This is a genomic window from Luteimonas flava, from assembly GCF_036584485.1.
GTDB classification, from domain to species: Bacteria; Pseudomonadota; Gammaproteobacteria; order Xanthomonadales; family Xanthomonadaceae; genus Luteimonas; species Luteimonas flava.
The window spans coordinates 555,309-571,553 of the sequence record NZ_JAZHBM010000001.1 but is presented as its reverse complement, the minus strand read 5'-3'; the positions used below and the strand labels follow the sequence as shown (position 1 = coordinate 571,553).

General features: G+C 64.0%; 19 protein-coding genes and 1 pseudogene. 12 read left to right on the top strand and 8 right to left on the bottom strand.

The window, feature by feature from the left end:
• Positions 1-4 precede the first annotated feature (4 nt).
• The 8 genes and pseudogenes from V3391_RS02635 to V3391_RS02600 form a co-directional block, all read right to left on the bottom strand.
• On the bottom strand, positions 5-487 hold the full coding sequence (locus tag V3391_RS02635) for a low molecular weight protein-tyrosine-phosphatase (protein ID WP_332076864.1): 483 nt from the start codon (positions 485-487) through the stop codon (positions 5-7).
• Positions 484-1,254 (bottom strand): 3-deoxy-manno-octulosonate cytidylyltransferase, encoded by a 771-nt coding sequence (gene kdsB, locus V3391_RS02630; RefSeq protein ID WP_332076863.1) that lies wholly within the window; start codon positions 1,252-1,254, stop codon positions 484-486. Before kdsB ends, V3391_RS02635 begins: the two co-directional genes overlap by 4 nt.
• 97 nt (positions 1,255-1,351) lie before the next feature.
• Complete coding sequence (lpxK, locus tag V3391_RS02625) at positions 1,352-2,323, bottom strand: tetraacyldisaccharide 4'-kinase (protein ID WP_332076862.1); 972 nt, start codon at positions 2,321-2,323, stop codon at positions 1,352-1,354.
• On the bottom strand, positions 2,320-4,122 hold the full coding sequence (gene msbA / locus V3391_RS02620) for a lipid A export permease/ATP-binding protein MsbA (RefSeq protein WP_332076861.1): 1,803 nt from the start codon (positions 4,120-4,122) through the stop codon (positions 2,320-2,322). The genes lpxK and msbA overlap by 4 nt, the downstream gene beginning before the upstream one ends.
• A gap of 1 nt (position 4,123) precedes the next feature.
• Entirely contained in the window at positions 4,124-4,573 is a 450-nt protein-coding gene (locus V3391_RS02615; RefSeq protein ID WP_332076860.1) for an ExbD/TolR family protein, read from the bottom strand.
• A gap of 3 nt (positions 4,574-4,576) precedes the next feature.
• Complete coding sequence (locus V3391_RS02610) at positions 4,577-5,218, bottom strand: MotA/TolQ/ExbB proton channel family protein (protein ID WP_332077694.1); 642 nt, start codon at positions 5,216-5,218, stop codon at positions 4,577-4,579.
• Positions 5,112-7,635: pseudogene (locus V3391_RS02605) on the bottom strand (DNA internalization-related competence protein ComEC/Rec2); the annotation flags it as partial. The pseudogene V3391_RS02605 and the gene V3391_RS02610, both read right to left, overlap by 107 nt.
• Positions 7,632-8,588 carry an integron integrase gene (locus V3391_RS02600; RefSeq protein WP_332076858.1) on the bottom strand — a complete coding sequence of 319 codons (957 nt, stop codon included), beginning with the start codon at positions 8,586-8,588 and terminating at the stop codon, positions 7,632-7,634. The gene V3391_RS02600 and the pseudogene V3391_RS02605, both read right to left, overlap by 4 nt.
• Before the next feature lie 221 nt (positions 8,589-8,809).
• Between V3391_RS02600 and V3391_RS02595 the strand changes: the two genes are divergently transcribed.
• The 12 genes from V3391_RS02595 to V3391_RS02540 all read left to right on the top strand — a co-directional run bounded on the left by V3391_RS02595 (position 8,810) and on the right by V3391_RS02540 (position 16,042).
• Complete coding sequence (locus tag V3391_RS02595) at positions 8,810-9,118, top strand: hypothetical protein (RefSeq protein ID WP_332076857.1); 309 nt, start codon at positions 8,810-8,812, stop codon at positions 9,116-9,118.
• Positions 9,119-9,188: 70 nt separating this feature from the next.
• Entirely contained in the window at positions 9,189-9,536 is a 348-nt protein-coding gene (locus V3391_RS02590) for a hypothetical protein (protein ID WP_332076856.1), read from the top strand.
• Positions 9,537-9,960: 424 nt separating this feature from the next.
• On the top strand, positions 9,961-10,410 hold the full coding sequence (locus tag V3391_RS02585; RefSeq protein ID WP_332076855.1) for a DUF6794 domain-containing protein: 450 nt from the start codon (positions 9,961-9,963) through the stop codon (positions 10,408-10,410).
• A gap of 57 nt (positions 10,411-10,467) precedes the next feature.
• Positions 10,468-10,887, top strand: a complete 420-nt coding sequence (locus V3391_RS02580; protein WP_332076854.1) for a hypothetical protein — start codon at positions 10,468-10,470, stop codon at positions 10,885-10,887.
• Between the two features lie 96 nt (positions 10,888-10,983).
• Positions 10,984-12,000: a hypothetical protein gene (locus V3391_RS02575; RefSeq protein ID WP_332076853.1), complete on the top strand. Its 1,017-nt coding sequence runs from the start codon at positions 10,984-10,986 to the stop codon at positions 11,998-12,000.
• Positions 12,001-12,519: 519 nt separating this feature from the next.
• Positions 12,520-12,888 carry a hypothetical protein gene (locus V3391_RS02570; protein ID WP_332076852.1) on the top strand — a complete coding sequence of 123 codons (369 nt, stop codon included), beginning with the start codon at positions 12,520-12,522 and terminating at the stop codon, positions 12,886-12,888.
• Between the two features lie 433 nt (positions 12,889-13,321).
• Positions 13,322-13,750, top strand: a complete 429-nt coding sequence (locus V3391_RS02565; RefSeq protein ID WP_332076851.1) for a hypothetical protein — start codon at positions 13,322-13,324, stop codon at positions 13,748-13,750.
• Positions 13,751-13,832: 82 nt separating this feature from the next.
• Positions 13,833-14,264 (top strand): DUF4136 domain-containing protein, encoded by a 432-nt coding sequence (locus V3391_RS02560; protein WP_332076850.1) that lies wholly within the window; start codon positions 13,833-13,835, stop codon positions 14,262-14,264.
• Between the two features lie 23 nt (positions 14,265-14,287).
• Positions 14,288-14,758: a hypothetical protein gene (locus V3391_RS02555; RefSeq protein ID WP_332076849.1), complete on the top strand. Its 471-nt coding sequence runs from the start codon at positions 14,288-14,290 to the stop codon at positions 14,756-14,758.
• Between the two features lie 70 nt (positions 14,759-14,828).
• On the top strand, positions 14,829-15,194 hold the full coding sequence (locus tag V3391_RS02550) for a hypothetical protein (RefSeq protein WP_332076848.1): 366 nt from the start codon (positions 14,829-14,831) through the stop codon (positions 15,192-15,194).
• Between the two features lie 58 nt (positions 15,195-15,252).
• Positions 15,253-15,702, top strand: a complete 450-nt coding sequence (locus V3391_RS02545) for a DUF6794 domain-containing protein (RefSeq protein WP_332076847.1) — start codon at positions 15,253-15,255, stop codon at positions 15,700-15,702.
• Positions 15,703-15,721: 19 nt separating this feature from the next.
• Complete coding sequence (locus tag V3391_RS02540) at positions 15,722-16,042, top strand: hypothetical protein (RefSeq protein ID WP_332076846.1); 321 nt, start codon at positions 15,722-15,724, stop codon at positions 16,040-16,042.
• Positions 16,043-16,245 lie beyond the last annotated feature (203 nt).

Below are 16,245 nucleotides of genomic sequence, written 5' to 3'. Positions count from 1 at the left end.
CGGATTATGCGCGAACGGCCGGGGCGCCGCGTCGATGCCGCGCGACGACCGCCGCGGCCGCCGCATCGACCAGTTGCCAGACCGATTCGAAGCCTGCCGCGTCCCCGGTATACGGGTCCGGCACGTCGCCGCCGCCCTGCCCGGCCCAGTCGAGCAGCAGGGCGATGTCGCCGGTGGCATCGGCCGGCTGGCGCTCCCGCACGATGCGCAGGGTGCTGGCGTCGGCGCACAGCAGCACGTCGAAGTCGCGGTAATCCGCGTCGTCGAGCTGGCGGGCGCGCAGGCCGGAGATGTCGACGCCGTGCGCCGCGGCGCTGCGGATCGCGCGCGGGTCCGGCGGGTCGCCGACATGCCAGTCTCCGGTGCCGCAGGAATCGACCTTGAGGACGTGCCCCAGTCCGGCCGCCTCGATCCGCGCGCGCAGCGCGCCTTCGGCCACCGGCGAGCGGCAGATATTGCCCAGGCACACCACCAGCAGGCGGGTCATCCGCCGGCCGCCAGGTGCGCGTCCGCGCGGGCGAGATCGTCGGGCGTGTCGACGCCGGGTGGGAACGGTTCGGCGGCGATGCCGACCGCGACCCGGTGCCCGGCCTCGAGGACGCGCAACTGTTCGAGCATTTCGATCTGCTCCAGCCGCCCTGGCGGCATGGCTGCGAACGCCTTCAGGAAGCCGACGCGGTAGCCGTAGATGCCGATGTGCCGCCACCAGTCGCCGTCGGGCATGACGTCGCGGCTGCGCGCGAATGCATCGCGCGGCCACGGGACCGGCGCGCGACTGAAATACAACGCATCGCCGTGCGCGCCGCGCACGACCTTGACCGCGTTGGGATCGAGCAGCGTCTCGACGTCCTCGACCGGCGCGCACAGCGTCGCGAGATCCACGCCTGGCTGCGATGCGAGCGCCGCGACCGCCCGGATGCCCGACACCGGCGCGAACGGTTCGTCGCCCTGCAGGTTCACAACCACGCGCGTGTCGTCCCAACCCGCGAGCGCGGCGCACTCGGCCAGGCGATCGGTACCGGAGGGATGGTCGGGCGACGTCATCGCCACCTGCACCGCAGTGCCGGCCAGCGCATCGCGCACACGCGCATCGTCGGTCGCGACCCAGACCTCGTCCGCGCCGGCCGCCAGCGCACGCCGCGCGACATGCAGCACCATTGGCTCGCCGCCGAGCAACTGCAGGGGCTTGCCCGGCAGGCGGGTGGACGCGTAACGCGCGGGAATGGCGACGACGAAACCGGTGGATGTGCTCATGCCGGAATTGTCACAGATCGCGGCGCACCCGGCTGTGGGGCGCCCCAACCCCTCTTTCTGAAGTAGATGGGCTCAAGTCGAGCCTCCTCACACCTCGTCAGCGCAGCCTGGCCAACCGGTCCAGCAACGCGATCCAGAATGCCTCGGGCAATTCGCCCGACACCGGCACGCTGTAATGCCGCTCGCCGGCGAAGCGCATGCACTTCACCGCGTCCTTCTCGGTCATCAACACCGGCAGATCGCTGCCGAAGCGCAGGTCCTCGGCGGTATAGCGGTGATGGTCGGCGAAGGCATGCGGGACGATCGCGATGCCGTGGCTGCGCAATGTCGCGAAGAATCGCTCCGGATCCCCGATCCCCGCGACCGCGTGCACACGCTGGCCGGCGAAACGCGACAGCGGCAACGCACGACCCCCGGCCAGCGGCAGCGCCTGACCGGTCAGCAGGCGCATCGGCCACTCGCCGAATTCGGCTGCGACATCGGTGGCGCTGCCGGTGTTGAGCACGCGGAAATCGACACCGGCACTGCGCGCGGCGAGTTCCCGCATCGGGCCGGCCGGAATCAGCAGACCGTTGCCGTAGCGACGCGCGCCATCGATGACTTCGATTTCGACATCACGGCGCAGCCGGTAATGCTGCAGACCGTCGTCGCAGACCACGATGTCGCAGCCGGCGGCGATCAAGGCCTTCGCAGCGGCGACGCGGTCCGCGTCCACGCGCACCTTCGCGCCTGTGCGCGCGGCGATCAGCACCGGCTCGTCGCCGGCGAGCTTCGGATCGGTCACCGGCTCGACCCAGCGCGGCGTGCGGGCGTCGTCGCGGCCGTAGCCGCGACTGGCGACACCCGGTGTCCAGCCCGCGGCCTGGAGGCGCGCGACGATCGCGATCGTCAACGGGGTCTTGCCGCTGCCGCCGGCGATCAGGTTGCCGATCACCAGCACGGGCTTCGACACCTTGCGCGGCCGCACGAACTTCAGCCGCAGTCGCGATGCGGCGCCGTAGATCCGGGCGAGCGCGCGCGCATGCAGCGGCGGCCGGCTGCCGTCGAACCAGTACCGCGGTGCCTTCATCCAGCGTCACCTTCGCGGAACTGCATGCGATGCAGGCGTGCGTAGAGACCACCCTGTTCGAGCAGCTGCTGGTGCGTACCATGCTCCACGAGCCGGCCGTGGTCGAGCACCAGTACCTGGTCGGCATGTTCGATCGTCGACAGTCGGTGCGCGATGACCAGGGTCGTGCGGTCCGGCATCAGGTGTTCGAGCGCGTCCTGCACGAGACGTTCGGATTCGGTATCGAGCGCGGCGGTGGCTTCGTCGAGGATCAGGATCGGCGCGTCCTTGAGCATCGCGCGCGCGATCGCCAGGCGCTGGCGCTGGCCGCCCGACAGGCGACCGCCGCGACTGCCGATACCGCTTTCGAGCTGCCTGGGCAGCTTCTCGATGAACTCCATCGCGTTGGCGCCGCGGATCGCCGCGTCCAGCGCGTCGGGCGACACGCCGGCCATCTCGCCGTAGGCGATGTTCGCGGCCACGGTGTCGTCGAACAGCATCACCTGCTGGCCGACCAGCGCGATCTGCCGGCGGACATCGGCCAGCCTGTACTCGTCGATCGGATGGCCGTCGAGCAGGATCTCGCCTTCGGCCTGCGCGTAGAAGCGCGGGATCAGCTTGATCAGCGTCGACTTGCCGCTGCCCGAGCGGCCGACGATCGCGGTCACCGTGCCGGGCCTGGCGATGAAGCTCACGTCCTGCAAGGCAGGCGCGTTCTGGCCCGGATAGCGCGCGCCGACGTTGCGGAACTCGATCTCGCCACGCGCACGCGCCAGCGGCCGGGAGCCGGTGTCGCGTTCGTCGTCCGAATCCAGAATCTCGAACAGGCGCTCGGCCGAGGCCACGCCCCGCTGCAGCATGTTCTGCACGTTGGTCAGCTGCTTGAGCGCGGGAATGATCGCCATCATCGCGATCATCAGCGCGACGAAGCCGCCGGCGGTCAGGCGACCCTGCGACGCCTCGTAGCCGGCGATGACGATCAGCAGCGCCAGCCCCACCGAACCCATCAGCTGCACGACCGCCGAGGAGATCGCGCGCGTCGCCTCGACCTTGAGGTTCAGCCGCATATGCGTATCGGCGACCGCGCGATAGCGCGCGTTCTCGGCCGCCTGCGCGCCGTAGATCTTCACTTCCTGCTGGTTGCTCAGCGACTGGTCGGCGGCCTGCAGCAGCAGCGCCGAGCTGTCCTGGATGTTGTGGCTGACGCGGCGGTAGCGACGCGCGACCTTGCCCATGATCCACGACAGCGGCGGCGCGATGACCAGGATCGTCAGCGTCACCTGCCAGCTGGTCCACAGCATCACGACCAACGAGGCGATGATCTGCAGCGACTGCTGGATCATCACCTTGGCCGCGTCGACCGCCGCCTGCGAGACCTGGTCGGAATCCGAGCCCAGACGCACCAGCATCGACGGCACCGGCTCGGCATCGAAGCGCATGCCCGGCAGCCGCAGGTACTTGCCCAGCACGCGCACGCGCAGATCGCGCGCGATGCCGCGGCCGGCCTTGGCCATGTTGTAGTCGGCCAGATAGCCGGCGACGCCGCGCATCACGAACAGACCGATGATCGCCGCCGGCAACCACAGGTTCACACCCGCGTTCTCGCCGACGAAGGTCTCGTCGATGATCGGCTCCATCATCTTGGTGAAGGCGCCGCCGGCAGCCGCCTCGATCAGCATGCCGACCAGGGCGACGGACAGCAGCCCGCGATAGTCGGTGGCGAACTGCAGCAGCCGGCGATAGACCGGCCAGGCGCGATCGGCGCGCGCGGGGCCGGGCGTCGGCGCGTCGTGCTGCGCCTTGTCCACAACGGTACTCATGTCATTCCTCTTGCGTGGCCGCAGCGGGCGCGGCCGCCGTCTGCGGCGCGGTCGCGTTCGCGATGCGCTTGAAGCCGAGCTGGCCCAGCGCGTCGTAGGCGGTCACGACGGCCTGCCACGGGGTGCGCGCATCGGCGCGCAGCAGCACGGTGCGTTCGCGGTCGTCGCCGGCCACCTCGGCGATCGTGCGCTTGAGCGATTCCACATCCGTGCGCAATGCCTCGCGGTCGTCGACGAAATAACGGCCGTCGGCGTTGATCAACAGGCTCAGCGTGCCGTCCTGCGCGTCGTTGCGCTCGCCATTGGCCTGCGGCAGTTCGAGCTTGAGCACCGAGCGCGCATCGAATGTCGTCGTGATCACGAAGAAGATGATCAGCACCAGGATCACGTCGATGAGCGGCACGAGGTTGAGTTCCGGATTGTCCTCGGCGCGGCGGTCGCGGATGCGCATGGGTCAGCCCTGCACCGGTGCCTGCACCTGCACGCCACGGCGATTGCGCGGATCGATGACGTCCATCAGTGCGATCGCCTCGTGTTCCATCTGCACGATGTAGCCGTCGATGCGCGCGCGGAAGTGGCGATGGAACATCAGCGCCGGCACCGCGACGATCATGCCCGCCGCCGCGCACACCAGCGCCTTGCCGATGCCGCCGGCGAGCTGGTTCACATCGCCCACGCCGTGGTCCATGACGCCCATGAACATCTGGATCATGCCGACCACGGTGCCGAAGAGGCCCAGCAGCGGACCGGCGGCGGCGATCGTGCCCAGCGCATTGAGATAGCGCTCCATGCGGAACGCGACGTGGCGGCCGACATCCTCGACCCGCTCGCGGATCTCCTCGCGCGGGCGGTTGCGCACGTCCAGCGCCGCGGCCAGCAACGCGCCCAGCGGCGCGGTACCGCGCAGCGATTCGATGTGCGCGGGATCGAGCGTGCCGCGCGCGGCCCAGGCACGGACTTCCTCGCCCAGGCCCGGCGGCAGCACCGCCTTGCGGCGCAGCGCCCAGAACCGCTCGACGATGATCGCCAGCGCGAATGCCGACAGCAGCAGCAAGGGCAGCATCGGCCAGCCGCCAGCCTTCACCAGTTCGAGCACGCCAACCCCTTCGGCCGAAGGCCGGTTCAATCCGGGGAATAGGATAGCCCAGCCTGCACGGCCGCTTCGGCCCGCGGTTTTCGTCAGTCGATCTGCCTCGCGGCATCCCACAGCCGCGGCCGGCGCACGCGTTCCTGCGTGACCACCAGGCCGCCGGCCTGCAGCCGGAACCGGGTCGCGCCGCCGCCTGCGGTGCTGCCCACCGCGGTTGCCGCCTGCGCCCAGCGCTCGACCACCTCGTCATGCGGATGCCCGAAGCGGTTGCCGTGCCCGGTCGACATCATCGCGACCGCTGCGCCTGTGGCGCGCACGAAAGCGCGATCGGACGAACTGCGGCTGCCATGATGGGCGGCGATCACAACATCGGCCTCGAGCGAAGCCCCATTGCGCCGGATCAGCAGCCGCTCGACCAGATCGTCGATGTCGCCCGGCAGCAACGCGGCGCCATGTGCGGTCTCGACCCGCAGCACGCAGCTCGACGGGTTGCGGAATGCAGGGAAGTACAGATCCGGGTGCAGGAAGCGGAACGTCACGCCGTCCATCCGCCAGGCGCTGCCCATCAGGCATGGCGACGCGCCGGGCACCCGATCCCACTGCGGCGCGAAGATCACCGGCGCAGCGAAACGTCGCTGCACGGCGCCGAAGCCGCCGGCGTGGTCGGCATCACCGTGGCTGACGACGATCGCGTCCAGCCGCCGCACGCCCAGCGCCTGCAGCGCGGGCACCACGACGCGCTCGCCGGCGTCGTAGGCCTCCGGCACCGCCGGGCCGGTGTCGTAAATCACCGCGTGATGCGCGGTGCGGATCAGCACCGACAGGCCCTGCCCCACGTCGAGCACCACCACTTCGGCCTCGCCTTCTCGTGGCAGTTGCCGATCCGGCCACAGCAGCGGCAGCCACAGCAGTGCCGCCAGCCATTTCCCCGGCACGCCGCGCGGCAACAGCATCCAGAACGCGGCCATCAATGCGAGCGGCAGCGCGAGCCAGTGCGGCTCGGGCAGCCACCACAGTGAGATCGGGCTCGCGGCCAGCCAGTCGAACAGCGGCCAGCTCAGATCGAAAGCCCAGGCCGCGCTGCGCCAGGCCCAGTCGCCGGCGCCGCTGTGGATCGCCTCCAGCCCCATGCCGACGAGCGCCAGCGGCACCACGACCAGGCTCCACCAGGGGATCGCGACGAGATTGGCGATCGGTCCGGCCAGCGACGCCTGCCCGAACAGGATCACGGTCAGCGGCAACAACCCGATGGTCGCGACCCATTGCGAGGCCAGGACGCCGCGCAGCTTCGACAGCTCGCGCGCGTCGGGCAGACACCAGACCAGCCAGGCGACACCGGCGAAGCTCAGCCAGAAGCCGGCCGACAGCACCGACATCGGATCGACCAGCACCACGGCGATCGCGGCATAGGCCAAGGCATCGGCAATGCGCAGATGCCGGCGCGCCAACCTCGCGATCACGACCACGCCGATCATCAGCACCGTGCGCACGGTAGGCAGCTCCCATCCGGCAACCGCCGCGTAAACCGTGCTCGCCAGCAACGCGACGATCGCCGCCGCCTGCGGCCGCGGCAGCCAGCGGCCGAGCCACGGCAGGCACCACCACGCACCGGTCGCGACCAGCGCGAAGAAACCGCCGACCATGCCCACGTGGAAACCGGAGATCGCGATCAGATGCGTCAGCCCCGTGGCGCGCAGGGCTTCCCAGTCCAGATCGCCGAGCCCGCGCGTATCGCCGATCGCGAGCGCCCGCACATAGCGCGCACTGTCGCGGTCGACGACCGCATCGATCCGCGTCGCGACCCGCTCGCGCCAATGATCCACGCCGCCGCCGGCTTCGAGACGCGTGACCGGCTCGGCGCTGCGCACATACCCGACCGCAGTGACCCGCTGCGCCATCGCGCGCTTCTCGCCATCGAACCAGCCCGGATTGCGCAGCCCGCGCGGCGCCCGCAGCCGCGCCGTGAATGTCCAGTCGCTGCCGGCCTGCAGCCCATACCGCCGAAGGTCAGGACCTTCGCGGCGATCGTCGTACCAGGACAGGCGCAACAGTCGACCGCGCAACGGTGCCGGCATCGACGCGTCGCTCGCCACGCGGAACAGGAACGCCGTGCGCTGCGGCTCGTGGACCGGCAGCCCGATGATCTGCCCTCGCACCGCGAAATCACCGCGCTCCATCGTCGCCGGCAACCGCAGCGACAAGGCATGCGCCGCGTGCAGCCCGCACAGCATTGCGCCAACAACGAAAGCCGCAACCAGGCGCCCTCGCCCGCTCCCGACTGCCCAGGCCGCGAAGGCTGCAGCGAGCGCAAACGCCATCACCCACCAGGGCGGCAGACCGGGCAACTGCAGACAGGCGATCGCGCCGAGCACCAGCCCGGCGGCGACGCCCAGCCCCAGTCCGGGCACCCGCTGCGCGTTCACGTGCCCGGCAGCCGGTCCAGGGGACTGCGTACACCCAGTCCACCGCGCTGGAGCACATGCGTGTAGATCTGCGTCGTCGACAGATCCTTGTGGCCCAGCAGGGCCTGGATCGTCCGGATGTCCTGACCTGCGTCGAGCAGGTGCGTCGCGAACGAATGCCGCAGCGTGTGGCAACTGGCGGGTTTATGCAGGCCGACGCGCACGCGCGCCGTGCGTATCGCGCGTTGCAAGACCGACTCGTCGAGATGATGCCGTCGCCACACGCCCTCACGCGGGTCGCGCGACTGCTGCCGCGCGGGAAACACGTATTGCCAACCCGGCTCCCGCGCGGCACCGGGATATTTGCGCGCCAGCGCGTCGGGGAGCCACACCGCCCCCTGGCCCGCCGCGAGATCGGCAGCATGCAAGTGCAAGGCACGCGTGATCTCGTCATGCAGACCCGCCACCAGGCGGTCCGGCAACGGCACATGACGGTCCTTGCCGCCCTTCCCCTCACGCACGACGATCTGTCGTTGCGCGAAATCGACATCCTTGACCCGCAGGCGCATGGCCTCCATCAACCGCATGCCCGTGCCGTAAAGCAGACGCGCGAGCAAGGCCGGTCGCCCCTCCATCGCCAGCAACAGCCGCTGGACCTCCTCGACACTCAAGACGACCGGCGCCCGCCGCGGCCGCTTCGCGCGGACCACGTCATCCATCCACGGCAGTTCGATACCAAGCACGTCCCGGTAAAGAAACAACAGCGCCGCCAACGCCTGGTTCTGCGTGCCCGCTGCCACCTGATGCCGCGTCGCCAAACTCGTCAGAAACGCCTCGACCTCCGGTCCGCCCATCTCCCTCGGATGCCGCTTTCCGTTCGCCAGGATGAAACGCTTGATCCAACCGACATAGGCCCGCTCGGTCCGCACGCTCAGATGCCGCACCCGACACCGAGCCCGCACCTGATCGAGCAAGCGCGGCGTCACGGCTGCCGTTACCACCCCGTTTCCGTCGGATAACACGGTGCGCCTCCATGCGCCGGATAACATCGGCAGGCTAATCCGTGCCCACATCGAGACGACTGCGGCAAGCTGTTGATCCGCCGTCGGATTTCCCCGCTTTGCGAGCACCCGAGTTCCACCGCATACTCGACGCAACACCCCGCTTCCGGGGTCGAATACTAGTTAGGGCTCATATGAAACGGACCCGCACCCCACAGGAAAAGAAGGCTCTGAGCCTCGAGCTCGATCGCCGCAATGTGGTTGCCGAGAGTAAATGGGGTGCTCGTGATGCCATTGCCAAGCGCAAGCAGTGGGTCAATCAGTCGCACCGTAAAGCCGTACATCAAGAACTGTCCGCACTGACCGGGGCTCAACCTGCTGACCCGGAGGCTGTTGAGTCCGCTGTGGCAGCGACATATCGTCACAACTGGCGCAAGCAGCCAGATGTATCGCTCAAGCAGGGACTCGCACTGCGCCGCTCTCGCAAGCCTGGGGCAACCTGAAATGAGCCCTAACAATTCATTCAAGCCGACGCCGCTTCGCGGCGCGGCTTAATTCAGGCGTTAGGCCTCCATGATCTTTGCCGTCGAAACCGAAGAAGGATCGCTGACGGTTTTCCCAACCGAGGGCGACGTTGTGGCGTACTGCGAAGGGCTTGATGTTGAGGCTGCTACCTGGTTGTTCTGGGCCGCTGATGGCTCGCCGCTAGAGGCGGAGTTCATTACCCCCAACAAGCGAGGTTGGTTCTCTGTCCAGAGCGGCAATTACCGCCTGACTCCGGCGTCGCCAGAGCATCACGCGCATCTCGCTGAAGCGTTACATGAGATCGCAAGGCTCGAACCTACACCGCTCTTCAAGTCGCTTCTGCAAGTTCGCGAGCACCTTGTCCAAAATGGCGCTGGCACGTCGGATGAGGCCTAACAGTTCATTCAAGCCGACGCCGCTTCGCGGCGCGGCTTAATTCAGGCGTTAGGCACCGTGGAAGGCCATCTACCGACTCGGCAAATGCCCTTCGTTTGGGGCGACTTGAATGCCTGCGGCTGGGCCGGGGGCGTCGACGAGAGCATCTATGCCTTGGACACAGATACCCTTGCTTCAATACCGGCTAAAGATGGCATTACGGTCTTCGTTTGGTGTGGAGACGAGCCGGACACCATCCTTGGGTGCGCCGCAACGCTTGAGCAAATCACGCTAGGCGAATTTACTGGCTGGCGCGCCGTGCCTGTTGCTGGCACCTTCTACCGTGGCCCAATGCCCGCGCATCTAGTTGGAGGGTCTGGTGCCTAACAATTCATTCAAGCCGACGCCGCTTCGCGGCGCGGCTTAATTCAGGCGTTAGGCTGCCATGAAAGTCTTCTGGGCACTGCTATTCACGATGTTCCTGACCGCTTGTGGCGCCGAGGGTGTTCGAGAATGCAAGATCGATCCGTCGATCTTCTGCGAGCCTTTCGCTAAGTGGGAGGCTGCGATGCCACCCGAGAGCGCGGCCCAGCTCAAAAGAATGACGCGGCAAGACCTCCGCGAACTCTCGTTCAACTTCGGCATGGGCGTTCGAAATGACTTCGGGCTTTGGCAGGACAACGAAGTCACGGTCTTCTTTAGATCCTGCGGCGTCGATCATCCAGACTACATGTCAACTCCACTCACGCTGGGATTCATCGCTTATCTCAACGGTCGTCCAGCCAACATGTGTGAGCTAGGCAGACAGTCCATGCCCCCAGCTCCTCCGCCGCCACCTTCCGGCTGGCAGCCTAACAATTCGTTCAAGCCGAAGCCACTTCGTGGCTCGGCTTAACTCAGGTGTTAGGCACCTATGGAAGGTACGAGGTACCCGCCTGTAATTGACCCAGCCTTGGTCGGCACCTACCCGTCGGCGGCCAAAGCTGGCGGTGGGTACGTGTGGGATGCAGTGCTGGAATACCGCGTTTGGTGCTATCCGAGGAGCGGCGCTGCAGACCTCTGCGAAGGGAGCGACTACTACTACCCTTTTAGCAGCTACGAGGAAGCAGCCGAATTCTCTGCCAGCACCGACGGCGCCCAAGAGCCCTTAGCGCTTGTGCTTCAGGAAGAGCACATCGACGAGCCGGAGGACGGGCAGTACGTGCACATCACAGAGCAGCGCGTTGCGGAGTGGCCCGTGCAGTTCCTGTCGCGACCGCGCCGCACCGCTAGCACCATTCCGGCATTCCTGGCGCCCGACGCACCTACCAATCGGCTGGACGTGATCCGCGGCTTGGCGCAGCCACCCGGCGTACCCCCGCTAGGTGCCTAACAATTCATTCAAGCCGACGCCGCTTCGCGGCGCGGCTTAATTCAGGCGTTAGGTGGCGGTTGAGACACTGCGGCCGGACGTTTAGTTGGGGGCGTCATGGATGTCGAAATTTCAGACCTGAAGATCGGAAAATCCTACGCGACTGAGGAGGTTCACTTCTCAGGTGGCCTCAGGGGCGCCTCCACTAACCTTGGATGGGCCTTGTTCCCCGTATCTGACGACAAGGACTCAGATGCAATCGTCTTTAAAACGCCCAAAGACCATCTCGATTTTGCCACTAGACAATGTGGCGTGAGGTACCTAGGCGCCTGCGTTAGGTACGTATCAGGGACTAATTCGCCACCTATGGATGTCTGGGAGTTTGGTGCGCGAGACCCACAGAACGGACTAGGCGCAGCTGATTCTTGGGCAACTATTGGGCACCAAGCAGCTAAAGCTGGCGATACGAGGTACGCAGAAGCTGCGTCCTACGTATGTGCAAACCTAAGAGCAGCAGGACTTCGCCTTCGAGACGTCTCTAACGGCTACCACGACCAGCTCAACTGGGCCTTGGCGGAGAAAAGAGCGCCGGAAACTTGGTTCTCAAATGCGGCCCTGCAGGATCTATACGCTGACTTCCACTCCCTTGCCTCAGAGCTTTCCTCAGCAAGGGATCATGTAGCTATGATTGCTGCTATGCATGTTGGTGCGCCAGATCGAATAGAAAGTTTGTCGCGACTTGAAGAGTGGATTGAAAAGCCTGCAAATCAAAGCCACGCAACGAACCCCATGATTCACGCCCTTTTGGACGCCCTTGGAACCAAGGCGGCTCCTGGCTGGCTACGGAAAATGGGGGATCTCCGCAATGAGATGCTACATCGCATCCCGATGAGTGCGAATAAGTCGGTAGCAGGCCTCGTGCTTGAACAAGTTCATACAGCTCTCGGCACGGTTTCAAAGATTCGATTGGCCGAGCCTTTAAGCAAAACGCCGCTAGCCAAACAACCGCAAGACCCTCTGAGGGACCTTTCAATGTTCAGCTCAAGCCTTGAAGTGCTCTGTAGGGCCATCTGGAAGCATGCAAAGTATCCAGCCGAGCCACTGCATTTCGGCAGCAATGCAGCCGCCACCTAACAATTCATTCAAGCCGACGCCGCTTCGCGGCGCGGCTTAACTCAGGCGTTAGGCTTGCCATGAGAACAATCTGCAATCTGGTAGTTCTGCTTCTTGGCATCAAATTTGGCGCATGCGCGGCTGCCGAGCCGCCGCCGGGCTGTTCTTCTGGGCTTACTCCTACTTCGACCGTTCCGCCAAAGCTGCCGGCTCGGCTGCACAACGAGTTCTCTGGCAAAGCCCAGGTCTCGTTTGTCATTGACCGCACCGGTCAGGTGAAGTCACCCGCCATCGTCTCTGCGGAGTGGCATCCTATCGGCCGTAGCCGCGGCCAGCCTGCGGGATACAACGAGGCCATTCTTTCAGCCGTGGCCCAATGGCGTTACCCCACGCGAGGGCACCCGTGCCGCCATCAAGTTCCGGTAGAGGTCCAGCTCGCAGACTTGTCGAGCTCGGCGGCTGGCAGGTCTAACAATTCATTCAAGCCGAACCCGCTTCGCGGGCCGGCTTAATTCAGGCGTTAGGGCGCAGAGACAGTTCATGGATTGGCGTCATGTTCTCTTTGCCATGGAGCAAGGCACACCCGGGTTGCTCGCACTTGCAGCAACGTTGCCCTTCTTCGCCCTCAATGCAGCTCCTGGTCGCAAGCTTCGGGCCTCGTCCCCCAGCCTTGCCGCTCTTCTGGTGTTCTTTGGGTCCTGTCTCTTGGCAGGTGTTTCGGGTATTGAGAGTTCGCAGTTCGCTGAGCTCTTACCTATGGCAGGCTTTATTGCGGCACTTATTCTGGTTCTGCCTTCAACCTTCTCGCTTCGTTGGCGCTGGCTCGGCCTGCTTCATCTACTCACTGCTGCAGCCGTCGGGTACTTGTTGTTCGTCGCCACCTTGGCAATTAGCCATGACGCCACGTAGGCTGCCCCCTAACCATTCATTCGAGCCGATGCCGCTTCGCGGCACGGCTTAATTCAAGTGTTAGGCCGCAAGTGAGAGTTCATTGAGAGTCCTCGCAGTCATCCTCATACTGACCATCGCAGCTGCGATAAATCTCTTTGCCGTAAAGTTCGGCATGAAGGACACACGACCTTTAGTGCGTTTCTCCTCGGTAGCTTCTGGATCTCTTGCAATCCTTTGCGCCGTCGCGACTCCGGGAGCATTCTTTCGCTTCTTGCTTTCTGGCGACTCATTGGCACTGACAAATATGCTTATTGCGGCCGCAGTTCTATTTACCGCCGCTTCTCTTGTACTTGGCGTTGTAATTGCTATCAGGCTGCAACGCAGTGCAGCCTAACAATTCATTCAAGCCGAACCCGCTTCGCGGGTCGGCTTAATTCAGGCGTTAGCGCTTATGGATGCATACTCGCTTGTGATCGTTGCTCTAATGGCCGCAGGTCTACTCATAGTTGTTGCCACCCCTGCTTGGATTGCCCTGCTCATTGCTTGGCGTTCTCAGATTCCAAGAAAGCATTGGCGGTCTTTTGCCTTCACTTGTCTTTTGCTGGCGTATGGATTTATCACTTTCGCCGGGGCCGCGCTAATGCCGCTTGGCATTGCTCAAATATTCGTTGCTCCTCAGCTAATTTCGGCTGGACATGAAAAGCTCGGTACCGCCATTTTCATGGCTGCGGAGCATGGCGTTCCGATTGTGTGCCTGCTATCCGGGCTCCTTGCTTCGTTTGTGGTTCCGCTCAAGCTACGCAAGCACTGGGCGGCTGTTGCAAATGCCGTCTGCGCTACCAATTCATTCAAGCCGAACCCGCTTCGCGGGTCGGCTTAATTCAAGCGTTAGGCGCATGAGAACAAGCATCATCGCAGTCATAGCAACAGCACTTGTGGGGTGCGCCCATTTATCGCCTTCGTTGGACGCAGGCGTTGCCATTGAGCTGGATGCACATGGCTGCATTGCAGCGGCAAGCCCTGATGTGCTGATACGCATCCGCAACACCTCAAATGCGCGCGTCGCCTTCTATACGTACGGCACGTCTGGCCCGCCCTACGAGTTGCACCCTGGCTCAGTTCAGTTGCTGGATGCTGTTTCAGGAGAGCCGTGGCAGGTCGTGCTGGAGCATTTCTTCCCGGCCACAACCGAAGTATCGTTTGGTTCGGAGGATCAAGCAGATTTCACCTACGAGCCTAGTGTATGGCCATCTGGCCAAGAGACTGGCATTCTCAAACTGCAGATCCGCGACACCCGAGGCCGCTTCCACTACTCATCAGAACTGGGCGTATGCCACCCGGGCTCAGCGCCTAACAATTCATTCAAGCCGACGCCGCTTCGCGGCGCGGCTTAATTCCAGCGTTAGGCCACGCACGCATGAACCAGCCACTTCTCCACCGTGTGCTAGCAGGCGACGAAGAGGCCATTGCTCTGTTCGGCGACGCGGAGAACTGTGCCGTCATTGACTGGCGAGATGGGCCTGCCGAGATTGTCGCTGCCATTGCCGCCTTCCTCCCGGATGGATACCTCACCATAGGGCCCGTAACCACCTCAAGTTGCGAGCTGCTTGTGAGAGACAAATCGCCAGTTGCTGCTCCACTTTCATCAAAAGCGACACAAGAGAATCTCCTGCTCAGCATCAATCACGCCATACAACCCGAGTACGAGCTGCGGCAATTTCGTCCGTTTGATGGAGACAGCTACTCGATCTTCGTTACGTCGAGGTCCGTCTGGTCTGACATCGAGCGGGCTAACCCACAGGCCACAGAGGAACTCTTTCTCAGTACGCGTCGTCTCGCGGCGTACCGGGGTAAGAGCTACTTCGCCCGCATGTTCAGCAAGCCGTGAGGGCGTGGCCTAACAATTCATTCAAGCCGACGCCGCTTCGCGGCGCGGCTTAACTCAGACGTTAGGCCCCATGTTCAGACTCGTCGCAATCTTTGTTTATCTGGGCAGCATCATCGCGGTGCTTTTAACGGGCGGCCTTATTTCGTCAGTCTTGGCGCTTTACCCCGTGTCGCACCTCAGTTCGTTCGGTCCAGTGGTCCCGGCCGTATCCCAAACACATGCGGCTTGGCTCCCGGCTGCGCCAATGATGGGTTGGGCCGTTGCCGCCGTTAGCGTCTTTGCAGGCGGCTTACTCTGGCGTTCGCAGCGGGCTGTTACTTGCAAGCTCCAGGTCGCACTCCTCATCGGTGCACTCAACTACTTCTTCGCATTGTTCTTCACCACCACGCTGCTGGTGGCGTATTTTTACCTTCCCAAGGTCGCCAATGCGGCCTAACAATTCGTTCAAGCCGATGCCGCTTCGCGGCACGGCTTAACTCAGGCGTTAGGCTGCCATGAAAGTCTTCTGGGCACTGCTATTCACGATGTTCCTGACCGCTTGTGGCGCCGAGGGTGTTCGAGAATGCAAGATCGATCCGTCGATCTTCTGCGAGCCTTTCGCTAAGTGGGAGGCTGCGATGCCACCCGAGAGCGCGGCCCAGCTCAAAAGAATGACGCGGCAAGACCTCCGCGAACTCTCGTTCAACTTCGGCATGGGCGTTCGAAATGACTTCGGGCTTTGGCAGGACAACGAAGTCACGGTCTTCTTTAGATCCTGCGGCGTCGATCATCCAGACTACATGTCAACTCCACTCACGCTGGGATTCATCGCTTATCTCAACGGTCGTCCAGCCAACATGTGTGAGCTAGGCAGACAGTCCATGCCCCCAGCTCCTCCGCCGCCACCTCCCGGCTGGCAGCCTAACAATTCGTTCAAGCCGAAGCCACTTCGTGGCTCGGCTTAACTCAGGTGTTAGGGCTCATATGAAGCGGACCCGCACCCCACAGGAAAAGAAGGCTCTGAGCCTCGAGCTCGATCGCCGCAATGTGGTTGCCGAGAGTAAATGGGGTGCTCGCGATGCCATTGCCAAGCGCAAGCAGTGGGTCAATCAGTCGCACCGTAAGGCCGTACATCAAGAACTGTCCGCACTGACCAGGGCTCAACCCGCTGACCCGGAGGCTGTTGAGTCCGCTGTGGCAGCGACAAATCGTAACAACTGGCGCAAGCAGCCAGATGTATCGCTCAAGCAGGCACTCGCACTGCGCCGCTCTCGCAAGCCTGGGGCAACCGGCAATGAGCCCTAACAATTCATTCAAGCCGACGCCGCTTCGCGGCGCGGCTTAACTCAGGCATTAGGCCCGATACCAGACATCATCTACAATGTGCTGTCATTTGTCGGATTAATTGCGTTTGCAGCAATGCTCCTCAAGGTGGGCGAACTGGCGCGGCGCTACCTAATGATCAAGGCCTTGACCCTATATCTCCTCGCTGCTGCCGGCCTCTTGCT

What these genes read in the sequence shown, in the direction of transcription:
- V3391_RS02635 (WP_332076864.1), bottom strand. Translation starts at nt 487, where the DNA reads ATGACCCGCCTGCTGGTGGTGTGCCTGGGCAATATCTGCCGCTCGCCG.
- kdsB (WP_332076863.1), bottom strand. Translation starts at nt 1,254, where the DNA reads ATGAGCACATCCACCGGTTTCGTCGTCGCCATTCCCGCGCGTTACGCG.
- lpxK (WP_332076862.1), bottom strand. Translation starts at nt 2,323, where the DNA reads ATGAAGGCACCGCGGTACTGGTTCGACGGCAGCCGGCCGCCGCTGCAT.
- msbA (WP_332076861.1), bottom strand. Translation starts at nt 4,122, where the DNA reads ATGAGTACCGTTGTGGACAAGGCGCAGCACGACGCGCCGACGCCCGGC.
- V3391_RS02615 (WP_332076860.1), bottom strand. Translation starts at nt 4,573, where the DNA reads ATGCGCATCCGCGACCGCCGCGCCGAGGACAATCCGGAACTCAACCTC.
- V3391_RS02595 (WP_332076857.1), top strand. Translation starts at nt 8,810, where the DNA reads ATGAAACGGACCCGCACCCCACAGGAAAAGAAGGCTCTGAGCCTCGAG.
- V3391_RS02590 (WP_332076856.1), top strand. Translation starts at nt 9,189, where the DNA reads ATGATCTTTGCCGTCGAAACCGAAGAAGGATCGCTGACGGTTTTCCCA.
- V3391_RS02585 (WP_332076855.1), top strand. Translation starts at nt 9,961, where the DNA reads ATGAAAGTCTTCTGGGCACTGCTATTCACGATGTTCCTGACCGCTTGT.
- V3391_RS02575 (WP_332076853.1), top strand. Translation starts at nt 10,984, where the DNA reads ATGGATGTCGAAATTTCAGACCTGAAGATCGGAAAATCCTACGCGACT.
- V3391_RS02570 (WP_332076852.1), top strand. Translation starts at nt 12,520, where the DNA reads ATGGATTGGCGTCATGTTCTCTTTGCCATGGAGCAAGGCACACCCGGG.
- V3391_RS02565 (WP_332076851.1), top strand. Translation starts at nt 13,322, where the DNA reads ATGGATGCATACTCGCTTGTGATCGTTGCTCTAATGGCCGCAGGTCTA.
- V3391_RS02555 (WP_332076849.1), top strand. Translation starts at nt 14,288, where the DNA reads ATGAACCAGCCACTTCTCCACCGTGTGCTAGCAGGCGACGAAGAGGCC.
- V3391_RS02550 (WP_332076848.1), top strand. Translation starts at nt 14,829, where the DNA reads ATGTTCAGACTCGTCGCAATCTTTGTTTATCTGGGCAGCATCATCGCG.
- V3391_RS02545 (WP_332076847.1), top strand. Translation starts at nt 15,253, where the DNA reads ATGAAAGTCTTCTGGGCACTGCTATTCACGATGTTCCTGACCGCTTGT.
- V3391_RS02540 (WP_332076846.1), top strand. Translation starts at nt 15,722, where the DNA reads ATGAAGCGGACCCGCACCCCACAGGAAAAGAAGGCTCTGAGCCTCGAG.